This is a genomic window from Burkholderia latens (genome assembly GCF_902499045.1).
In the GTDB taxonomy this organism is placed as follows: Bacteria; Pseudomonadota; Gammaproteobacteria; order Burkholderiales; family Burkholderiaceae; genus Burkholderia; species Burkholderia latens.
On record NZ_CABVPL010000028.1, the window covers coordinates 1 to 14,990 of the forward strand.

Consider the following 14,990-nt stretch of genomic DNA (forward strand, 5'->3'; position numbering starts at 1 on the left):
TGGACGCAGCTGGATGCGGGCGGCCTGTATGCGGTCTACGCGGCCGCGGGCACGCCGGCGTGCGACGCGCTGGTGTGGGAAAGCGCGCGGCAGTCGCGCACGCGCGACGTGACGGTCGTGCTCGCACGGCAGCCCGCGCAGGTCGCCGCGCAGTTGCAGACGCGCGGTTTCGCGGGCGGCGCGCAGCCGGCCGGCTGGCCGCGCAACCTGAACGTGCTCGCGATGCCGGCGGCGCATGCCGCGGACGACGACGATGCCGCGACGCAGCCCGATGCGCCGCGCCGCGCGGCGCCCGCGCCGTTCGCGCGGCTCACCGGCGGCCTGCGCGCGATGAAGCGCTACGGTTTTCGCGCGCGTTCCGTCTATTTCGTCGAAGGCGCGCAGCGCTGGTTCAGTTGGGACGATCCGGCCGCACTCGCGGAGGAAGGCGCCGCGCTCGCGGACTGGTGCCGCACGCACCGGATCGCGCTGGTGTTGCTGGTCGACCCGGACATCGCGCGCGCGGACACCGGCCCGCGTACCGACGATCCGCCGCTCGTGCGCGACGCGAGCCGTGCGACGCGCAGCGGCTTTCACGGCGTGTGCACGGGCGTCGCGCAGCTGCAGCGCACGCACGGCGAGCTGCTGTGGGTCGTCGATTTCTGGCGCGCGGGCGACATGCTCGCGGCCGGCGAGGTGCGGCCGCTGCGCTTCGCGCCGAGCGGCCGGCTCGCGGCGATCGCCGATGGCGATGCAGCCGAGCCCGCGCGCCGGATGAAGCTCGCGACCGACGAGGATCGCGTCGTCGCGAGCCGCGCGGTGCTCGAGGACGGCACACGCGCGCCCGCCGGCTGGGAAATCGTCGACGACAACGCGGCCGTCGTCGCGGCCTGCACGCATGCGCAGGCCGCGACCGCGGTGCTCGCGTTTCGCTCGCACGCGCAGCTCGAGAGCGTGTGCGCGGCGGTCCACGCGTTGCGCCGGCAGTGCGGCGGCGCGCTGAAGATCGCGGTGGTCGAGCGCGACGTGGTGCTGCGCCAGCAGTTCGAGATGCTGGTGCTGAGCGTCGGCGCGAACCGCGTCGTCGCGCGCGACCTGCCGATGTCGCGGATGCAGACCGCCGTGACCGCGCTGCGCGGCCAGCTGTATGCGCGGCCCGTCGCGCCCGACTATCGTGCGGCGCTCGCGGCCGCGCTCGGCGACTCGGTGCTCGGCTACCTGCCAGTCGGCGCGTTCTGCCTGCGGATTCGCGCGGTGCTCGACCGCGGCGCCGTGCTCGCGCTGCCGCACACGCTCGCGAAGATCGCGCTGCTGCCGGGCGTGTCGCACGTCGATGCGCTGCGGCACTGCCGGCCGCGGCGCGCCGGCGACGTCGTGACGGCCGACGCCGCGCACCTGTACGTATTCCTGTTCGCGTGCGAGCCGGCCGATGCCGACGACGCGCTCGCGCGGATCTTCGACGTGCCGGTCGATACGCTGTCCGATCGCATCGTGTGTCTCGGGCAGGGCAGCATCGACGCCGAACTCGACGCGCTGAAGGCAGAGAACCGGCGCGCGCCGATCGCCGACTACAGCGACCTGTTCGCGGCGTCGCGGCCGGCGGGTGACGCGGCTGTGGCCGGTGCGGCGGCGCGCGTACCGGGTCGACACACCGCAGATCCCGCTGCGTTCGCCGAAGAACCGGCTGCCGAGCACACCGCGCCCGGCGGCCATGCTCCGAACGCAGCGCCGCAGCTCGCAGACGCCGACGATGCACCGCCGGCCGCCGATACGCCGGCCCCGGTTTCCGCGTTTCCCGCCGCGCGTGCGCGCGGCGCCATCCGCAGCGCGATGCCGTTGCGCAAGCAGGAGGGCGCATGATCGCCGAACTCGTCATCGGATTCATCGTCGGGATCGCGATCGCGGTGCCGGTGTGGATCGTCGTGCAACACCTGGGCGTCGGCCGCGGCTTCCACGCGCCGCGCGGGCTGCACCGGCGCGACGCGGTGCCGTGCGAGCTCGTGCCGGTCGCGCTGCGCGGGCGCCTGCTGCCCGAAGCCGATCGCACCGGCGAGGCGGCGCCATGAAGACGATCGCCATCACGTCGACGACGGGCGGCGCGGGCCGCACGACGATCGCCGCCGCGCTCTCGGTGCTGCTCGCGCGCCGCGGCCGGCCGGTGGTCGTGCTCGAGCTCGACGCGCAGAACCTGATGGGCGCGACGCTGGGCCTCGACACGCTGCCCGAGCACGGGCTCGCGCACAGCCTGCTCGGCGAGCCTGCCGACGCCGCGCCGTGGCACGCGCATACGTGGCGCAATGCCGACGGCGTGCTGTTCGTGCCGTACGGGCAGGTCGATGCGGCGGGCGCCGCCGCGTGCGATGCGCGGCTCGCCGCCGATCCCGCGTGGCTGTCGCGCGCGCTCGACGAAATCGCGCTGCCGGCCGGCGGCGCCGTGCTGATCGATACCGCGCGCTATCCGTCGCCGCAGGCCGAGCACGCGGTTCGCTGCGCGGATCTGACGCTCGTCGTCGTGCCGCCGGAGCCGGCTGCATGCGCGACGGTGGCCGCGCGTCTCGACGCGCTGCGCGCGGGCGGCGGCGACGTGCAGATCGTCGTGAACCGGCTGAACCCCGCGCGCGACATGCAGCGCGACGCGCTCGCGATGCTGCGTGCGGTGGCGGGGCCGGCGGCGATGCTCGAGCAGCGGATCCACGTCGACGCGGCCGTGCCCGAAACGCTCGCGCGCGGCAGCTGGATCTTCGACGACGCGCCGTATTCGCAGGCATCGCACGATCTGAACGGCGTCGCGAACTGGGTCGATGCGTGGCTCGCGGCCGCGGCCGCCGGCCGTGCGGGAGCCGCGCGATGAACGCCGCGTTCGGCTCGCGCTGGCGCGCCGCGGCCCGGCGCGTGAGCGACTGGTGCGCGCGCGGAATCGGGCTGCCGGCCGAGCGCACGTTGCTCGACTGGCTCGTGCGGCTGTTCTTCCATGCGCCGCCGCCCGGCCGCGCCGATCCGGTGCGCCGCTGGGCGCGCGCGGCGTTCCTGCGGCTCGCGCGCGAATGGGGCGTGCTGCAGCCGCTGAGCGTGCGCGAATGGCTGTGGCGCGCGATCGTCCGTGCGCCGCGCACGGACGACGACCGTCCCGTGCGCGATCCGCTCGCGTGGTTCGACACCTTCGTCGTGCCCGTCTACGTCGCGGTGCGCGCGCTCGGCGCACGCGCCGACGCGCTGCTCGCGAGACTGCCGTGGGCGCGCTGGGGCGGCTGGCTCGATGCGCGCGCGCACGGCGTCGGCCGGCACCGCTGGCTTGCGCCGCTGCTGCTCGTCGCCGGCGCGCTGATGTGGGCGGCGGCCGGGATGTCGCCGCTGATGCCCGGCGCGCAGTTCGCGTTCTTCGCGATCGTCGCGGTGCTGGCGCTCGCACTGCGCCGCCTGCCGGGCCACCTGCCGACGCTCGCGCTCGCGTCGCTCGCGCTGCTCGCCATGGTTCGCTACGTGTGGTGGCGCACGACCCAGACGCTCGATTTCCGCAGCCCGGTCGAGGCGTTCGCCGGCTATCTGCTGTACGGCGCCGAAGCGTATACGTGGATGATCCTGCTGCTCGGTTTCATCCAGACCGCGTGGCCGCTCGACCGGCCGATCGTGCCGCTGCCCGACGATCCCGGCAACTGGCCGAGCGTCGACATCTACATCCCGACCTACAACGAGCCGCTGTCGGTCGTGAAGCCGACCGTGTTCGCGTCGCAAAGCATCGACTGGCCGACGGACAAGCTGCGCGTGTACCTGCTCGACGACGGCCGGCGCCCCGAGTTCGAGGCGTTCGCGCGCGAGGCCGGCATCGGCTACCTGACGCGCGACGACAACCGCCACGCGAAGGCCGGCAACATCAACCGCGCGCTGCCGAAGACGCGCGGCGAATACATCGCGATCTTCGACTGCGATCACGTGCCGACGCGCTCGTTCCTGCAGACCACGATGGGCGTATTCCTGCGCGACCCGAAATGCGCGCTCGTGCAGACGCCGCACCATTTCTTCTCGCCGGACCCGTTCGAGCGCAACCTCGGCACGTTCCGCGAGATTCCGAACGAGGGCAACCTGTTCTACGGGCTCGTGCAGTCGGGCAACGACCTGTGGAACGCGACGTTCTTCTGCGGATCGTGCGCGGTGCTCAAGCGCAGCGCACTCGAGGAAGTCGGCGGCGTCGCGGTCGAAACCGTGACCGAGGACGCGCACACCGCGCTCAAGCTGCATCGCCGCGGCTACACGTCGGCGTACCTGCCGACCGTGCAGGCGGCCGGGCTCGCGACCGAGAGCCTCGCGGGCCACGTGAAGCAGCGCACGCGCTGGGCGCGCGGGATGGCGCAGATCTTCCGTATCGACAATCCGTTCCTCGGGCGCGGGCTCGGCTTCATCCAGCGGATCTGCTACGGCAACGCGATGCTGCATTTCTTCTACGGAATCCCGCGGCTCGTGTTCCTGACGATTCCGCTCGCGTACCTGTTCTTCCACCTGTACTTCATCAACGCGTCGTCGGTCGCGCTCGCCAGCTACGTGATTCCGTATCTCGTGCTCGCGAACGTCGCGAACTCGCGGATGCAGGGGCGCTACCGCCATTCGTTCTGGGCCGAGGTCTACGAATCGGTGCTCGCGTGGTACATCGCGCTGCCGACCACCGTCGCGTTCTTGAGCCCGAAGCACGGCAAGTTCAACGTGACCGACAAGGGCGGCAAGATCGACGAAGGCTACGTCGACTGGTCGACGTCGAAACCGTACCTCGTGCTGTTCGCGCTGAACGTGCTCGCGATCATGGCCGGCCTGTGGCGGCTCGCGGCCGAGCAGGGCGACGAGGCGTCGACGATCCTGATCACGCTCGGCTGGACCGTCTACAACCTCGCGATGCTCGGCGCGGCGCTGGCCGTCGCGCGCGAGACCAGGCAGGTGCGCGTCACGCACCGGATCGCGATGCGCGTGCCGGCGACGCTGCTGCTGGCCGACGGGTCGACAGCCGCGTGCTTCACGAGCGACTACTCGACCGGCGGCCTCGGCCTCGAAGCGGTGCCGGGGCTGCCGCTCGCGGTCGGCGACACGCTGACCGTGTGCGTGACGCGCGGCGACCGCGCGTTCCCGTTTCCGGTGCGCGTGACGCGCGTGACGCCGGCCCACGTCGGCGTGAGTTTCGACGCGCTGACGCTCGAGCAGGAGCGCCAGCTCGTGCAGTGCACGTTCGGCCGCGCGGACGCATGGCTCGACTGGCACGCGGCCGCGCGCGCCGATACGCCGCTGCGCGGGCTGAAGGAAGTGCTGCGCGTCGGCCTGGACGGCTACGTACGAATGTGGAAGGGCGCGGCGCGCGGCGTGCAGTCGATGCTGGCGCCGAAGCTCGATCGCGCGCGCGACTGACGCGGCGCGCATCATGGAGTGGTTTAGATGACGTTCTGGAATCTGTATTTCATCCTGAAGTTCGCGCTGTTCGCGACCGGCCACCTGCAGCCGCTGTGGGTCGCGAACCTCGCGTTCGCGGTGGCGCTCGCCGCGAGCGCGCCGATCCGGCAGCGCGGGTGGCGCATCGTGCGGCAGCTCGTCGCGATCGCGATCGCGGTGCCGCTGCTCGCGCGCGAGCTGCATGCGCCGCCGCTCGCGCGTCTCGCCGAAGCCGTGCGCGAAGTCAGCACGTTCAGGCTCGACTACTGGATGGAGCTGCTGCCGCGCCTGTTGCCGCCGGTGCTCGTGCTGACGGTGGCCGGCGCGCTGATCGTCTATTTCATCGTCAATCGCTGGGTGCGCGTCGCGACGTTCGTGCTCGCCGTGCTGATCGTGATGCCGCTGTGGCAGGCGGGCAGCGGCTTGATGGCGCGGGTCGTCGCGCCGCTGCCGCAGCAGGCCGATGCCGCGGCCGTTCGTTCCGGCCAGCCCGAGGATCACAACGCGGCGCTCGCGACGTTCCGCGCGCAGGAGTCGCAGCGGCAGGTCGCGTTCGGCCATCTCGGCAACGATCCGGCCGCGCAGTTCGACGTGATCGTGCTGCACGTGTGCTCGCTGTCGTGGGACGATCTCGACGCGGCGAAGGTGCGCAACCATCCGATGCTGAGCCACTTCGACTACCTGTTCACGAACTTCAGCACGGCGGCGAGCTACAGCGGCCCGGCCGCGATCCGCGTGTTGCGCGCGAGCTGCGGCCAGGAAGCGCATGCGGACCTGTACAAACCGGCGCCGCAGCAGTGTCATCTGTTCTCGCAGCTCGCGTCCGCCGGCTATACGGTGCAGTCGCTGCTGAACCACGACGGCCATTTCGACAACTTCCTGCAGGTGATTCACGACAACATCGGCGTGCCCGATGCGCCGATCGTGTCGAACGCGGCCGCGCCGGTCGCGATGCACGCGTTCGACGGCTCGGCGATCAAGGACGATTACGGCACGCTCGCGAACTGGTATGCGCAGCGTGCGTCGGTGCCGGGCCCCGTCGCGCTGTACTACAACACCATCAGCCTGCACGACGGCAACCGCGTGGTCGGCAGCGCGCTGACCAGCATCGATTCGTATCCGCAGCGCGCGACGAAGCTGATGAGCGACTTCGACCGGCTCGCCGACCTGATCGCGCAGTCGGGCCGGCGCGCGGTGATCGTGTTCGTACCCGAGCACGGCGCCGCGCTGCGCGGCGACAAGAACCAGGTGGCCGGCCTGCGCGAGATTCCGACGCCGCGCATCGTCCACGGGCCGGTCGGCGTGCGGCTCGTCGGCTTCGCCGGCAACCACGGCACGGCGACGGTGATCGACCAGCCGACCAGCTTCCTCGCGCTCGCACAGCTGCTGTCGAACCTCGTGTCGAACAGCCCGTTCAAGCCGGGCGTGACGCTCGCGCAATACGCGGCGGACTTGCCGCGCACACGGATGGTCGGCGAGAACGAGGGCACGGTGACGATGCAGACTAACACCGGCTATGCGGTGAAGACTCCGGATGGCGTATGGATCGACGAACAGTAATCAACGTCGGCGACGACGATCGCCTGTCGCAGCCGAACGACGTGCGCGGCCTCGCGCGGCATCTGCCCGCGCTCGACCCCGAGCGCTATGTCGACGAGCAGGCGCGGCGCGCGTTCGTCGAGTCGCTCGAGCGCTGGCCGGTGCTTGCGAAGCTGATGGGATTGAAGCGGTAAACGCACGACGGCCGGCGTGCGTGCCGGCCGTCGTGCGGCGACGAGCGGGCCGATTTACTGCGCGCGGCGCTCTGGCTGGCGCGTCCATTCGTGCTCCTCGCCCGGCACCTTGCCGAAGGTCTGCGCGGCCCACGCATTGCGCGCCGCGTCGATCTTCGCGCGCTCGCTCGACACGAAATTCCATTCGATGAACCGCTCGCCCGGCAGATGTGCGCCGCCGAGCAGCATCACGCGTGCGCCGCTCGCGCTCGCGAGCGCGACGGTGGCGCCGGGTTCGAGCACGGCCATCGTCGAAGGCGCGAGCGGCGTGCCGTCGATCGTGAGGTCGCCGTCGACGAGATACACGCCGCGTTCGTCGTGTTCCGCGTCGAGCGCGAGCCGGCCGCCCGCCGCGAATTCGACGTACGCATAGAGCGTCGGCGAGAACACGTCCACCGGCGACGTGAGCCCGAACGCGGTGCCCGCGATCACGCGCACGCTGGCGCCGTCGCGCGTGAGCGACGGCAGCGTGTCGGCCGCGTGGTGCGCGAACGCCGGCGCGGTGTCCTCGTGCTCGACCGGCAGCGCGACCCAGGTCTGGATTCCGTGCACTGGCTGCTCGCGCGGGCGATCCTCGTCGGGCGAGCGCTCCGAGTGGACGATGCCGCGGCCGGCCGTCATCCAGTTCACGTCGCCGGGCACGATTTTCTGGCGATAGCCGAGGCTGTCGTGATGCATCAGCGTGCCGTCGAACAGATACGTGACGGTCGCGAGGCCGATGTGCGGATGCGGCAGCACGTCGATGCCGCGGCCGGCCGGCAGCACGGCCGGCCCCATCTCGTCGAAGAAGATGAACGGGCCGACGAGGCGCGCGGCGCGCGCGGGCAGCACGCGGCGCACGACGAGGTTGCCGATGTCGCTTTCGCGCGGCGTGAGCAGGGTCTTGATCGATGCGGACATGGTGGGCTTGGTCATGGTCAGGGGCGATGCGTCACGCGATGGCCGTATCGATCGCGATCGGGTTCGACAGGATCTTGTGCACCGGGCACGCGTTCGCGATCTGCAGCAGACGCGCGCGCTGCTCGTCGGTCAGGTCGCCGTCGAGCGTGATGCGGCGCACGATCGTGCTGCCCGCGCTGCCTGCTTCGTGCGCGAGCTTCACGTGCACTTCGGCGAGCGGCCAGCCCTTGCGTTGCGCGTACATCTTCAGCGTGATCGCGGTGCATGCGCCGAGGCTCGACAACAGCAGCGCGACGGGTGTCGGCGCCGCGTCGCCGCCGCCGAGCGCCGCCGGTTCGTCCGCGCGCCACTGATGAACGCCGTCGGTGAAGTGGACCAGGTAGTCGACCGAGCCGATGCTCGCTTCGACGGTGAGTTCGCTCATAGCAGTTCCAGGAGGGGAAAGGGGACGGGCCGGCGGCGCGGCCGGGCGTTACGGTTCGAGCAGACGCTGCAGCCGAAGCTCCTCGAAATCCAGCTCGGATTCTATGCGGTGCAGCACCGCGTCGTCGACGCGGCCGTCGCGATGCAGGTCGAGCAGCGCGTTGCGCGACACGCCGACCAGCTCGAGTTCGACGCGCAGCATCCGTGCGCGCACGTCCGCGGGCTCCGCGCCGTCGCGATGCGCGCGTTCGTTGAATGCGACGCGGCTCCGGTATTCGGTCAGCAGCCGGTCGAGCGACGCGCGTTCGAGGCTCGAGCCGCGCTGCTCGCGCGCATCGAGTTCGGCAAGCGCCGCGCCGAACGTATGCGCGCGCACCGCGTGCTCGGACATCGTATGCCGCGCGGCCGGGCGCAGCTTCATCACGCGGATCAGCGGCGCGAGCGTGCCGCCCTGGACGACCAACGTCGCAATGATCAGCAGGAACGTGCTGAACAGGATCAGGTCGCGCGCGGGGAACGCGCTGGGCAGTGCGATCGCGGCGGCGAGGCTCACGACGCCGCGCATGCCGGACCAGCCGAGCACGACGGCCTCGCGCCACGACCACGGTGCATGGCCCGCGCGCCGCGCGCGCATGCGGCCGGGGAGCCACATCGCGACGAACACCCATACGAGCCGCGCGCCGATCGCGGCGGCGGTGGCCGGCAGCGCGACGCGCAGGCCGGCCATCAGCACCGCGCCTTCGTGATTGACGCCCGCGAGGATCGCGTGCAGCGCGAGGCCGATCAGGATGAACACGAGCGCGTCGAGCACGAATACGATCGCTTCCCATGTCGCCTTCGCCTTGATCCGCATGTCGGCGCCGAACACCCGATGCTGACGCACGCCGAGCACGAGGCCGCAGGTGACGACCGACAGCACGCCCGAGCCGTGCACGGCTTCGGCGATCCCGTAGCTGCCCCATGCCATCGCGAACGTGACGACGATGCCGAGCATCGGCTCGCGCAGGCGCTGCAGCACCCAGCACATCGCATGGCCGCACGCGAGGCCGACCGCGATGCCGATCAGCGTGAGCGAGAAGAACAGGCCGGTCGCGCTCGCGGTCGTGATCGTGACGGCGAGCGCGGCCGACACGGCCATCTGGTACAGCAGCAGGCCCGACGCATCGTTGACGAGGCTCTCGCCTTCGAGCACCGCGACGAGCCGCGCGGGCAGCGGATGGCGCTGCAGGATCGCTTTCGCGGCGACCGCGTCGGGCGGCGACACGATCGCGCCGAGCGTGAAGCACGCGGCCCACGGCAGCGCGGGATTCGCCGCATGCACGGCGAGCGCGACCGCGACCGTCGTGAACGCGACCGCGCCGAGCGCGAGCGATGCGATCGACGCGAGCTCGCGCCGGAACTCCTTCCACGCGGTATAGAAGCCGCTCGACATCAGCAGCGGCGGCAGCACGGCCGCGAGCAGCAGCGCCGGGTCCATGTCGGGCACGCGCTTGCCGGCGACGGCCACCACGCAGCCGCCGAGCAGCAGCACGACGGCCGGCGGAATCGACACGCGCTCGGCAAGCCACGTGAGCGCGCCGGCGCCGCAGATCAACAGCAGCAGATAGTGGAACAGTTCGACGTTGCTCATGCGCGGTGCAGGCGGCGATGCCGTATCACGACGGCTTGCGCTCGTTCGTGCTGCCGCCCGGCAACGCGCCGAACATGTGCTGGCTGCATTTCGCGTCGCGCCACGCGGCGTTCAGCCGGTGGCCTGCGAGCATGCGCCGCGCGACGGGGAGGATCTGTTCTCCGGCCAGCATCCCGAGCAGGCCGGTGAGCGCGATGATCGGCGGCGCGGGCGAGTTTACGCCGATCGCGCCGTAGATGACGCCGGCGAGCATGCCGGCGAGCAGCGAGAAGACATAGGCTTTCATGATGGGCGTCTCGTGGTCTCGTGATCGGACGATGGGCGGCGACGAGTGCATCGCCGAGGTCCTGGAAGCGTATCGGGTTTACGTGAGGAAAAAAAGGGCGGATTGCCCTTTATGGACCACCTATTCTGGAATTCGAGTGATTCCATTTGTTGGATGTTCGCGGCAGAGGATTGCGGTTTTAATAAGCCGAGACGGACGACGCAAGCCGGACGTAGTACCTGCTGGAGGCCTCCCGCGTTTACGGCGAGGCAAGACTCTCTTTCCATTCCACGGATGATCACGCCATGAGCAACCCGAAACTTGAAGTACTGACTCCGCACAACAGCCAGCTGATCTTCATCGATCAGCAGCCGCAGATGGCGTTCGGCGTGCAGTCGATCGATCGCCAGACGCTGAAGAACAACGTCGTCGGGCTCGCGAAGGCGGCGAAGGTGTTCAACATCCCGACCACGATCACGACGGTCGAGACCGAGGCTTTCTCCGGTCACACTTACCCTGAACTGCTCGACGTGTTCCCGAACCAGAAGACGCTCGAGCGCACGTCGATGAACTCGTGGGACGACCAGAAGGTGCGCGACGCACTGGCCGCGAACGGCCGCAAGAAGGTGGTCGTGTCGGGCCTCTGGACCGAAGTCTGCAATACGACGTTCGCGCTGTGCGCGATGCTCGAAGGCGATTACGAGATCTACATGGTGGCCGACGCATCGGGCGGCACGTCGCAGGCCGCGCACGATTTCGCGATGCAGCGGATGGTGCAGGCCGGCGTGGTGCCGGTCACGTGGCAGCAGGTCCTGCTCGAATGGCAGCGCGACTGGGCGCGACGCGACTCGTACGACGCGGTGATGGCGATCGCGAAGGAGCATTCCGGCGCATACGGGATGGGCGTGGACTACGCGTACACGATGGTCCACAAGGCGCCGCAGCGTACCGCGACGCCGCACGAGTCGATCCCGGCCGTCCCGGCGAAGTAACGGGCGACCGGCAACGGGCGACCGGCAATGGGGACCCGGCCGCGATACGCGCCGGACGCCGCCGCTCAGCCCGCCGGCACCGCCCACGGCGCGTGCGCGAAATGTTCGGCGAGGAACTCGAGCAGCACCGTCACGCGCGCGGCGCGGAGCATGCCGGGCGGCGTGACGAGGTTGACGTTGATGTCGGCGATCTTCCAGTCGCACATCACTTCCTCGAGCTCACCGCGCTGTAACTCGTCCCACACCAGGAACTCGGGCTGCAGCGCGAGGCCGTGCCCGGCGACGAGCGCGGGCACGATCACGTCGGCGTTGTTGGTGCGGATGCGTCCGTGCACGTTCACGCCGAAGTCTTCCCCCGATGCCGCGTGACGAAAGCGCCAGTACTCGGGCGTCGGCAGGTTCGTGTAGGTGAGGCACACGTGCTGTTCGATGTCGCGCGGATGCTCGGGCCGGCCATGCCGGTCGAGGTACGCGGACGACGCGACGAGCGGCCGGCGCACCGCGCACAGCCGGCGCGAGCGCAGCGACGAATCGCTCAACTCGGCGATCCGGATCGCGACGTCGAAGCCGCCGGACACGATGTCGACGATGTGGTCGGTGAGCACGAGGTCGACGTCGACGCGCGGGTAGCGTTCGAGAAACGCCGGCAGCACCGGCGACAGATGGTGCAGCCCGAACGACATCGGCGCGTTCACCCGCACGAGGCCGTGCGGTTCGAGCGCATGCGCGGTGGCCTCGCTCTCGATCAGTTCCGCATCGGCGAGCAGCCGGATCGCGCGGTCGCGCAGCAGTTCGCCGGTCGGCGTGAGCGACAGCTTGCGCGACGTGCGGTACAGCAGCATCGCGCCGAGGCGCTTTTCGAGGCGCGCGATCGCCTTCGACACGGTCGGTTGCGACACGCCGAGCAGTTCCGCGGCTTTCGCGAACGAACCGGTCTCCGCGACGCGCGCGAAGATGGCCCAGGCTTCGAGATCAGGAAGGTGTTGCATGGTCGGACAGGATGACAGGGAAGCGGAGTGGATGCGGCGACAGCACATGATGCGGCCAGCGCGACGCGGCTCATTCTAATCCGGCCGGGAGAAAAAATCGTTATGGAATCTTATCTATTGTCGTTGGCCGCTGGTGTGCTGATCGGCGTCGTGTACAGCGTGATCAAGGTGCGCTCGCCGGCGCCGCCGCTGATCGCGCTGATCGGCCTCGCCGGCATGCTGATCGGCGCGCAGGCCATCGGCGCCATCCGCCACTGGCTCGGCTTCTGATCCCATCGAGGACATATCAATGAGCGCAACCGATACTCAACCGGATCTGATCCTGCACAACGGGCGCATCACGACGCTCGACCGCGCGAACCCCGTCGCGACCGCGGTCGCGATCAAGGACGGCCGCTTCGTCGCGGTCGGCAGCCACGCCGACGTGATGCCGCTCGCCGGCCGTGCGACGAAGGTCGTCGATCTCGGCGGCCGCACGGTGCTGCCGGGCCTCGTCGACAATCACACGCACGTGATTCGCGGCGGCCTGAACTACAACCTCGAGCTGCGCTGGGACGGCGTGCGCTCGCTCGCCGTCGCGATGGAGATGCTGAAGCGGCAGGTCGCGATCACGCCGGCGCCGCAGTGGGTGCGCGTGGTCGGCGGCTTCACCGAGCACCAGTTCGCTGAGAAGCGCCTGCCGACGATCGACGAGCTCAACGCGGTCGCGCCCGACACGCCGGTGTTCATCCTGCACCTGTACGACCGCGCGCTGCTGAACGCGGCCGCGCTGCGCGTCGTCGGCTATACGAAGGACACGCCGGAGCCGCCGGGCGGCACGATCCTGCGGGACGACGCGGGCAATCCGACCGGTCTGCTGCTCGCGAACCCGAATGCGACGATCCTGTACGCGACGCTCGCGAAGGGGCCGAAGCTGCCGTTCGAGTATCAGTACAACTCGACGCGTCACTTCATGCGCGAGCTGAACCGGCTCGGCGTGACCGGCGTGATCGATGCGGGCGGCGGCTCGCAGAATTATCCCGACGATTACGAAGTGATCCGGCAGCTGCACGACGCGGGCGAGATGACGGTGCGCATCGCGTACAACCTGTTCACGCAGAAGCCGAACGCGGAGAAAGAGGACTTCGTGAGCTGGACGAAGAGCGTCAAGTATCACGACGGCACCGACTACTTCCGTCACAACGGCGCGGGCGAGATGCTGGTGTTTTCCGCGGCCGACTTCGAGGACTTCCGCGTCGCGCGTCCGGATTTGCCCGCGCAGATGGAGGACGATCTCGAAGGCGTCGTGCGCGTGCTCGCGCAGAACCGCTGGCCGTGGCGCATGCACGCGACGTACGACGAAACCATCAGCCGCGCGCTGGACGTGTTCGAGAAGGTGAACCGCGACATTCCGCTTGCCGGACTGAACTGGTTCTTCGATCATGCGGAAACGATCTCGGAGAAGTCGATGGACCGGATCGCCGCGCTCGGCGGTGGCGTCGCGGTGCAGCACCGGATGGCGTACCAGGGCGAATACTTCGTCGAGCGCTACGGCGCGCAGGCGGCCGAAGCGACGCCGCCGGTCGCGAAGATGCTCGGCAAGGGGCTGAAGGTGTCGGCCGGCACCGACGCGACGCGCGTCGCGTCGTACAACCCATGGGTGTCGCTCGCATGGCTCGTGACGGGCAAGACGGTCGGCGGCATGCGCATGTACCCGCAGCGCAACCTGCTCGATCGCGAAACCGCGCTGCGGATGTGGACCGAGTACGTGACGTGGTTCTCGAACGAGGAAGGCAAGAAAGGGCGCATCGCGGTCGGGCAACTGGCTGACCTGATGGTCCCGGATCGCGATTTCTTCACGTGCGCGGAGGATGATATCGCCGACACGACTGCGTTGCTGACGGTGGTGGGCGGCCGGATCGTGTGGGGCGCCGGGCCGTTCGCGTCGCATGACGCGCCGATTCCGCCCGCGATGCCGGACTGGTCGCCGGTGCGCGCCTACGGCGGGTATGGCGGCTGGGGCGCGACGCAGCGCGAAGGCGCGCCGCTGCAACGTGCTGCTGCGGCGGCCGCTGCCGCGTGCGGCTGTTCGACCGCATGCGGCGTGCACGGCCACGCGCATGCAAGCGCGTGGGGCCGCTCGTTGCCGACGTCGGACGCGAAGGGGTTCTGGGGCGCGTTCGGCTGTTCGTGCTGGGCCGTCTGACATGACGACGCGCACCGTTTACGGCACGCCGGCATGGGTCCGCGCGCTGCTGTCGCAGCCGGGGGTTCTGTCGCTCGTGCGGCTTGCCTTGGTGTCAGCCTATCTGCTCGGCGGCGTCGCAAAGGCGCTCGATTTCAACGGCGCGGTCGCCGAACAGGCGCACTTCGGCCTGCATCCGGCGGCGCTGTGGGCAGCGCTGGCGATCGCGGTCGAGATCGCCGGCTCGCTGTGCGTGGTGTTTCGCCGCTTCACGTGGCTCGGCGCCGGCAGTCTCGGCATGCTGACGCTCGTCGCGATGATCGTGGCGAACGATTTCTGGAACCGTTCGGGCATCGAGCATTTCGTCGCGCTGAACAGCTTTTTCGAACATCTCGGGCTGATCGCGGCACTCGTGCTCGCGACCGTGCTCGACGATGCGCGGCAACCGGCCGATGCTGGCCACGACTGAT

15 protein-coding genes are annotated in these 14,990 nt (G+C 69.9%); 10 read left to right on the top strand and 5 right to left on the bottom strand.

The window, feature by feature from the left end; translation table 11 throughout:
- The 6 genes from bcsE to BSE24067_RS19065 all read left to right on the top strand — a co-directional run.
- A partial coding sequence (gene bcsE / locus BSE24067_RS19040; protein WP_174904829.1) for a cellulose biosynthesis protein BcsE occupies positions 1-1,839 on the top strand: 1,839 nt, incomplete at its 5' end.
- The gene (locus BSE24067_RS19045) at positions 1,836-2,045 is read left to right on the top strand and encodes a hypothetical protein (RefSeq protein WP_151064009.1); all 210 of its coding nucleotides are present in this window, start codon (positions 1,836-1,838) and stop codon (positions 2,043-2,045) included. The genes bcsE and BSE24067_RS19045, both read left to right, overlap by 4 nt.
- Positions 2,042-2,830, top strand: a complete 789-nt coding sequence (gene bcsQ / locus BSE24067_RS19050) for a cellulose biosynthesis protein BcsQ (protein ID WP_151064010.1) — start codon at positions 2,042-2,044, stop codon at positions 2,828-2,830. Before BSE24067_RS19045 ends, bcsQ begins: the two co-directional genes overlap by 4 nt.
- Positions 2,827-5,364 (top strand): UDP-forming cellulose synthase catalytic subunit, encoded by a 2,538-nt coding sequence (gene bcsA, locus BSE24067_RS19055; protein ID WP_151064011.1) that lies wholly within the window; start codon positions 2,827-2,829, stop codon positions 5,362-5,364. Before bcsQ ends, bcsA begins: the two co-directional genes overlap by 4 nt.
- Before the next feature lie 27 nt (positions 5,365-5,391).
- Positions 5,392-6,945, top strand: a complete 1,554-nt coding sequence (gene bcsG / locus BSE24067_RS19060; protein WP_151064012.1) for a cellulose biosynthesis protein BcsG — start codon at positions 5,392-5,394, stop codon at positions 6,943-6,945.
- Complete coding sequence (locus tag BSE24067_RS19065; RefSeq protein WP_151064013.1) at positions 6,927-7,118, top strand: hypothetical protein; 192 nt, start codon at positions 6,927-6,929, stop codon at positions 7,116-7,118. Before bcsG ends, BSE24067_RS19065 begins: the two co-directional genes overlap by 19 nt.
- A 54-nt stretch (positions 7,119-7,172) precedes the next feature.
- On the opposite strand, the gene BSE24067_RS19070 is transcribed toward BSE24067_RS19065, so the two are convergent.
- Genes BSE24067_RS19070 through BSE24067_RS19085 form a run of 4 tightly spaced genes read right to left on the bottom strand, consistent with a single transcriptional unit; the run spans position 7,173 to position 10,396 of the window.
- The gene (locus BSE24067_RS19070) at positions 7,173-8,057 is read right to left on the bottom strand and encodes a pirin family protein (protein WP_151064074.1); all 885 of its coding nucleotides are present in this window, start codon (positions 8,055-8,057) and stop codon (positions 7,173-7,175) included.
- A 31-nt stretch (positions 8,058-8,088) separates the two neighbouring features.
- Positions 8,089-8,481 (bottom strand): OsmC family protein, encoded by a 393-nt coding sequence (locus BSE24067_RS19075; RefSeq protein WP_151064014.1) that lies wholly within the window; start codon positions 8,479-8,481, stop codon positions 8,089-8,091.
- 48 nt (positions 8,482-8,529) lie between these two features.
- Complete coding sequence (locus tag BSE24067_RS19080) at positions 8,530-10,110, bottom strand: cation:proton antiporter (RefSeq protein WP_151064015.1); 1,581 nt, start codon at positions 10,108-10,110, stop codon at positions 8,530-8,532.
- A gap of 25 nt (positions 10,111-10,135) precedes the next feature.
- A complete protein-coding gene (locus tag BSE24067_RS19085; RefSeq protein ID WP_151064016.1) occupies positions 10,136-10,396 on the bottom strand; it encodes a XapX domain-containing protein in 261 nt (86 codons plus the stop codon).
- Between the two features lie 284 nt (positions 10,397-10,680).
- Here BSE24067_RS19085 and BSE24067_RS19090 point away from each other — a divergent pair, with 284 nt between their 5' ends.
- Complete coding sequence (locus BSE24067_RS19090) at positions 10,681-11,367, top strand: hydrolase (RefSeq protein ID WP_151064017.1); 687 nt, start codon at positions 10,681-10,683, stop codon at positions 11,365-11,367.
- Between the two features lie 65 nt (positions 11,368-11,432).
- On the opposite strand, the gene BSE24067_RS19095 is transcribed toward BSE24067_RS19090, so the two are convergent.
- Positions 11,433-12,356, bottom strand: a complete 924-nt coding sequence (locus BSE24067_RS19095; RefSeq protein ID WP_151064018.1) for a LysR family transcriptional regulator — start codon at positions 12,354-12,356, stop codon at positions 11,433-11,435.
- A 102-nt stretch (positions 12,357-12,458) separates the two neighbouring features.
- Here BSE24067_RS19095 and BSE24067_RS19100 point away from each other — a divergent pair, with 102 nt between their 5' ends.
- The 3 genes from BSE24067_RS19100 to BSE24067_RS19110 are packed head-to-tail and all read left to right on the top strand — an operon-like array spanning position 12,459 to position 14,989.
- Entirely contained in the window at positions 12,459-12,626 is a 168-nt protein-coding gene (locus BSE24067_RS19100; RefSeq protein WP_151064019.1) for a DUF1427 family protein, read from the top strand.
- 19 nt (positions 12,627-12,645) lie between these two features.
- Positions 12,646-14,541: an amidohydrolase gene (locus tag BSE24067_RS19105; RefSeq protein WP_151064020.1), complete on the top strand. Its 1,896-nt coding sequence runs from the start codon at positions 12,646-12,648 to the stop codon at positions 14,539-14,541.
- A 1-nt stretch (position 14,542) separates the two neighbouring features.
- Positions 14,543-14,989, top strand: coding sequence for a DoxX family protein (locus tag BSE24067_RS19110; protein WP_151064021.1), 447 nt, complete (start codon positions 14,543-14,545; stop codon positions 14,987-14,989).
- Position 14,990 lies beyond the last annotated feature (1 nt).

What these genes read in the sequence shown, in the direction of transcription:
- BSE24067_RS19105 (WP_151064020.1), top strand. Translation starts at nt 12,646, where the DNA reads ATGAGCGCAACCGATACTCAACCGGATCTGATCCTGCACAACGGGCGC.
- bcsQ (WP_151064010.1), top strand. Translation starts at nt 2,042, where the DNA reads ATGAAGACGATCGCCATCACGTCGACGACGGGCGGCGCGGGCCGCACG.
- BSE24067_RS19090 (WP_151064017.1), top strand. Translation starts at nt 10,681, where the DNA reads ATGAGCAACCCGAAACTTGAAGTACTGACTCCGCACAACAGCCAGCTG.
- BSE24067_RS19045 (WP_151064009.1), top strand. Translation starts at nt 1,836, where the DNA reads ATGATCGCCGAACTCGTCATCGGATTCATCGTCGGGATCGCGATCGCG.
- BSE24067_RS19075 (WP_151064014.1), bottom strand. Translation starts at nt 8,481, where the DNA reads ATGAGCGAACTCACCGTCGAAGCGAGCATCGGCTCGGTCGACTACCTG.
- BSE24067_RS19110 (WP_151064021.1), top strand. Translation starts at nt 14,543, where the DNA reads ATGACGACGCGCACCGTTTACGGCACGCCGGCATGGGTCCGCGCGCTG.
- BSE24067_RS19095 (WP_151064018.1), bottom strand. Translation starts at nt 12,356, where the DNA reads ATGCAACACCTTCCTGATCTCGAAGCCTGGGCCATCTTCGCGCGCGTC.
- BSE24067_RS19065 (WP_151064013.1), top strand. Translation starts at nt 6,927, where the DNA reads ATGGATCGACGAACAGTAATCAACGTCGGCGACGACGATCGCCTGTCG.
- BSE24067_RS19070 (WP_151064074.1), bottom strand. Translation starts at nt 8,057, where the DNA reads ATGTCCGCATCGATCAAGACCCTGCTCACGCCGCGCGAAAGCGACATC.
- bcsA (WP_151064011.1), top strand. Translation starts at nt 2,827, where the DNA reads ATGAACGCCGCGTTCGGCTCGCGCTGGCGCGCCGCGGCCCGGCGCGTG.
- BSE24067_RS19085 (WP_151064016.1), bottom strand. Translation starts at nt 10,396, where the DNA reads ATGAAAGCCTATGTCTTCTCGCTGCTCGCCGGCATGCTCGCCGGCGTC.
- bcsG (WP_151064012.1), top strand. Translation starts at nt 5,392, where the DNA reads ATGACGTTCTGGAATCTGTATTTCATCCTGAAGTTCGCGCTGTTCGCG.
- BSE24067_RS19080 (WP_151064015.1), bottom strand. Translation starts at nt 10,110, where the DNA reads ATGAGCAACGTCGAACTGTTCCACTATCTGCTGCTGTTGATCTGCGGC.
- BSE24067_RS19100 (WP_151064019.1), top strand. Translation starts at nt 12,459, where the DNA reads ATGGAATCTTATCTATTGTCGTTGGCCGCTGGTGTGCTGATCGGCGTC.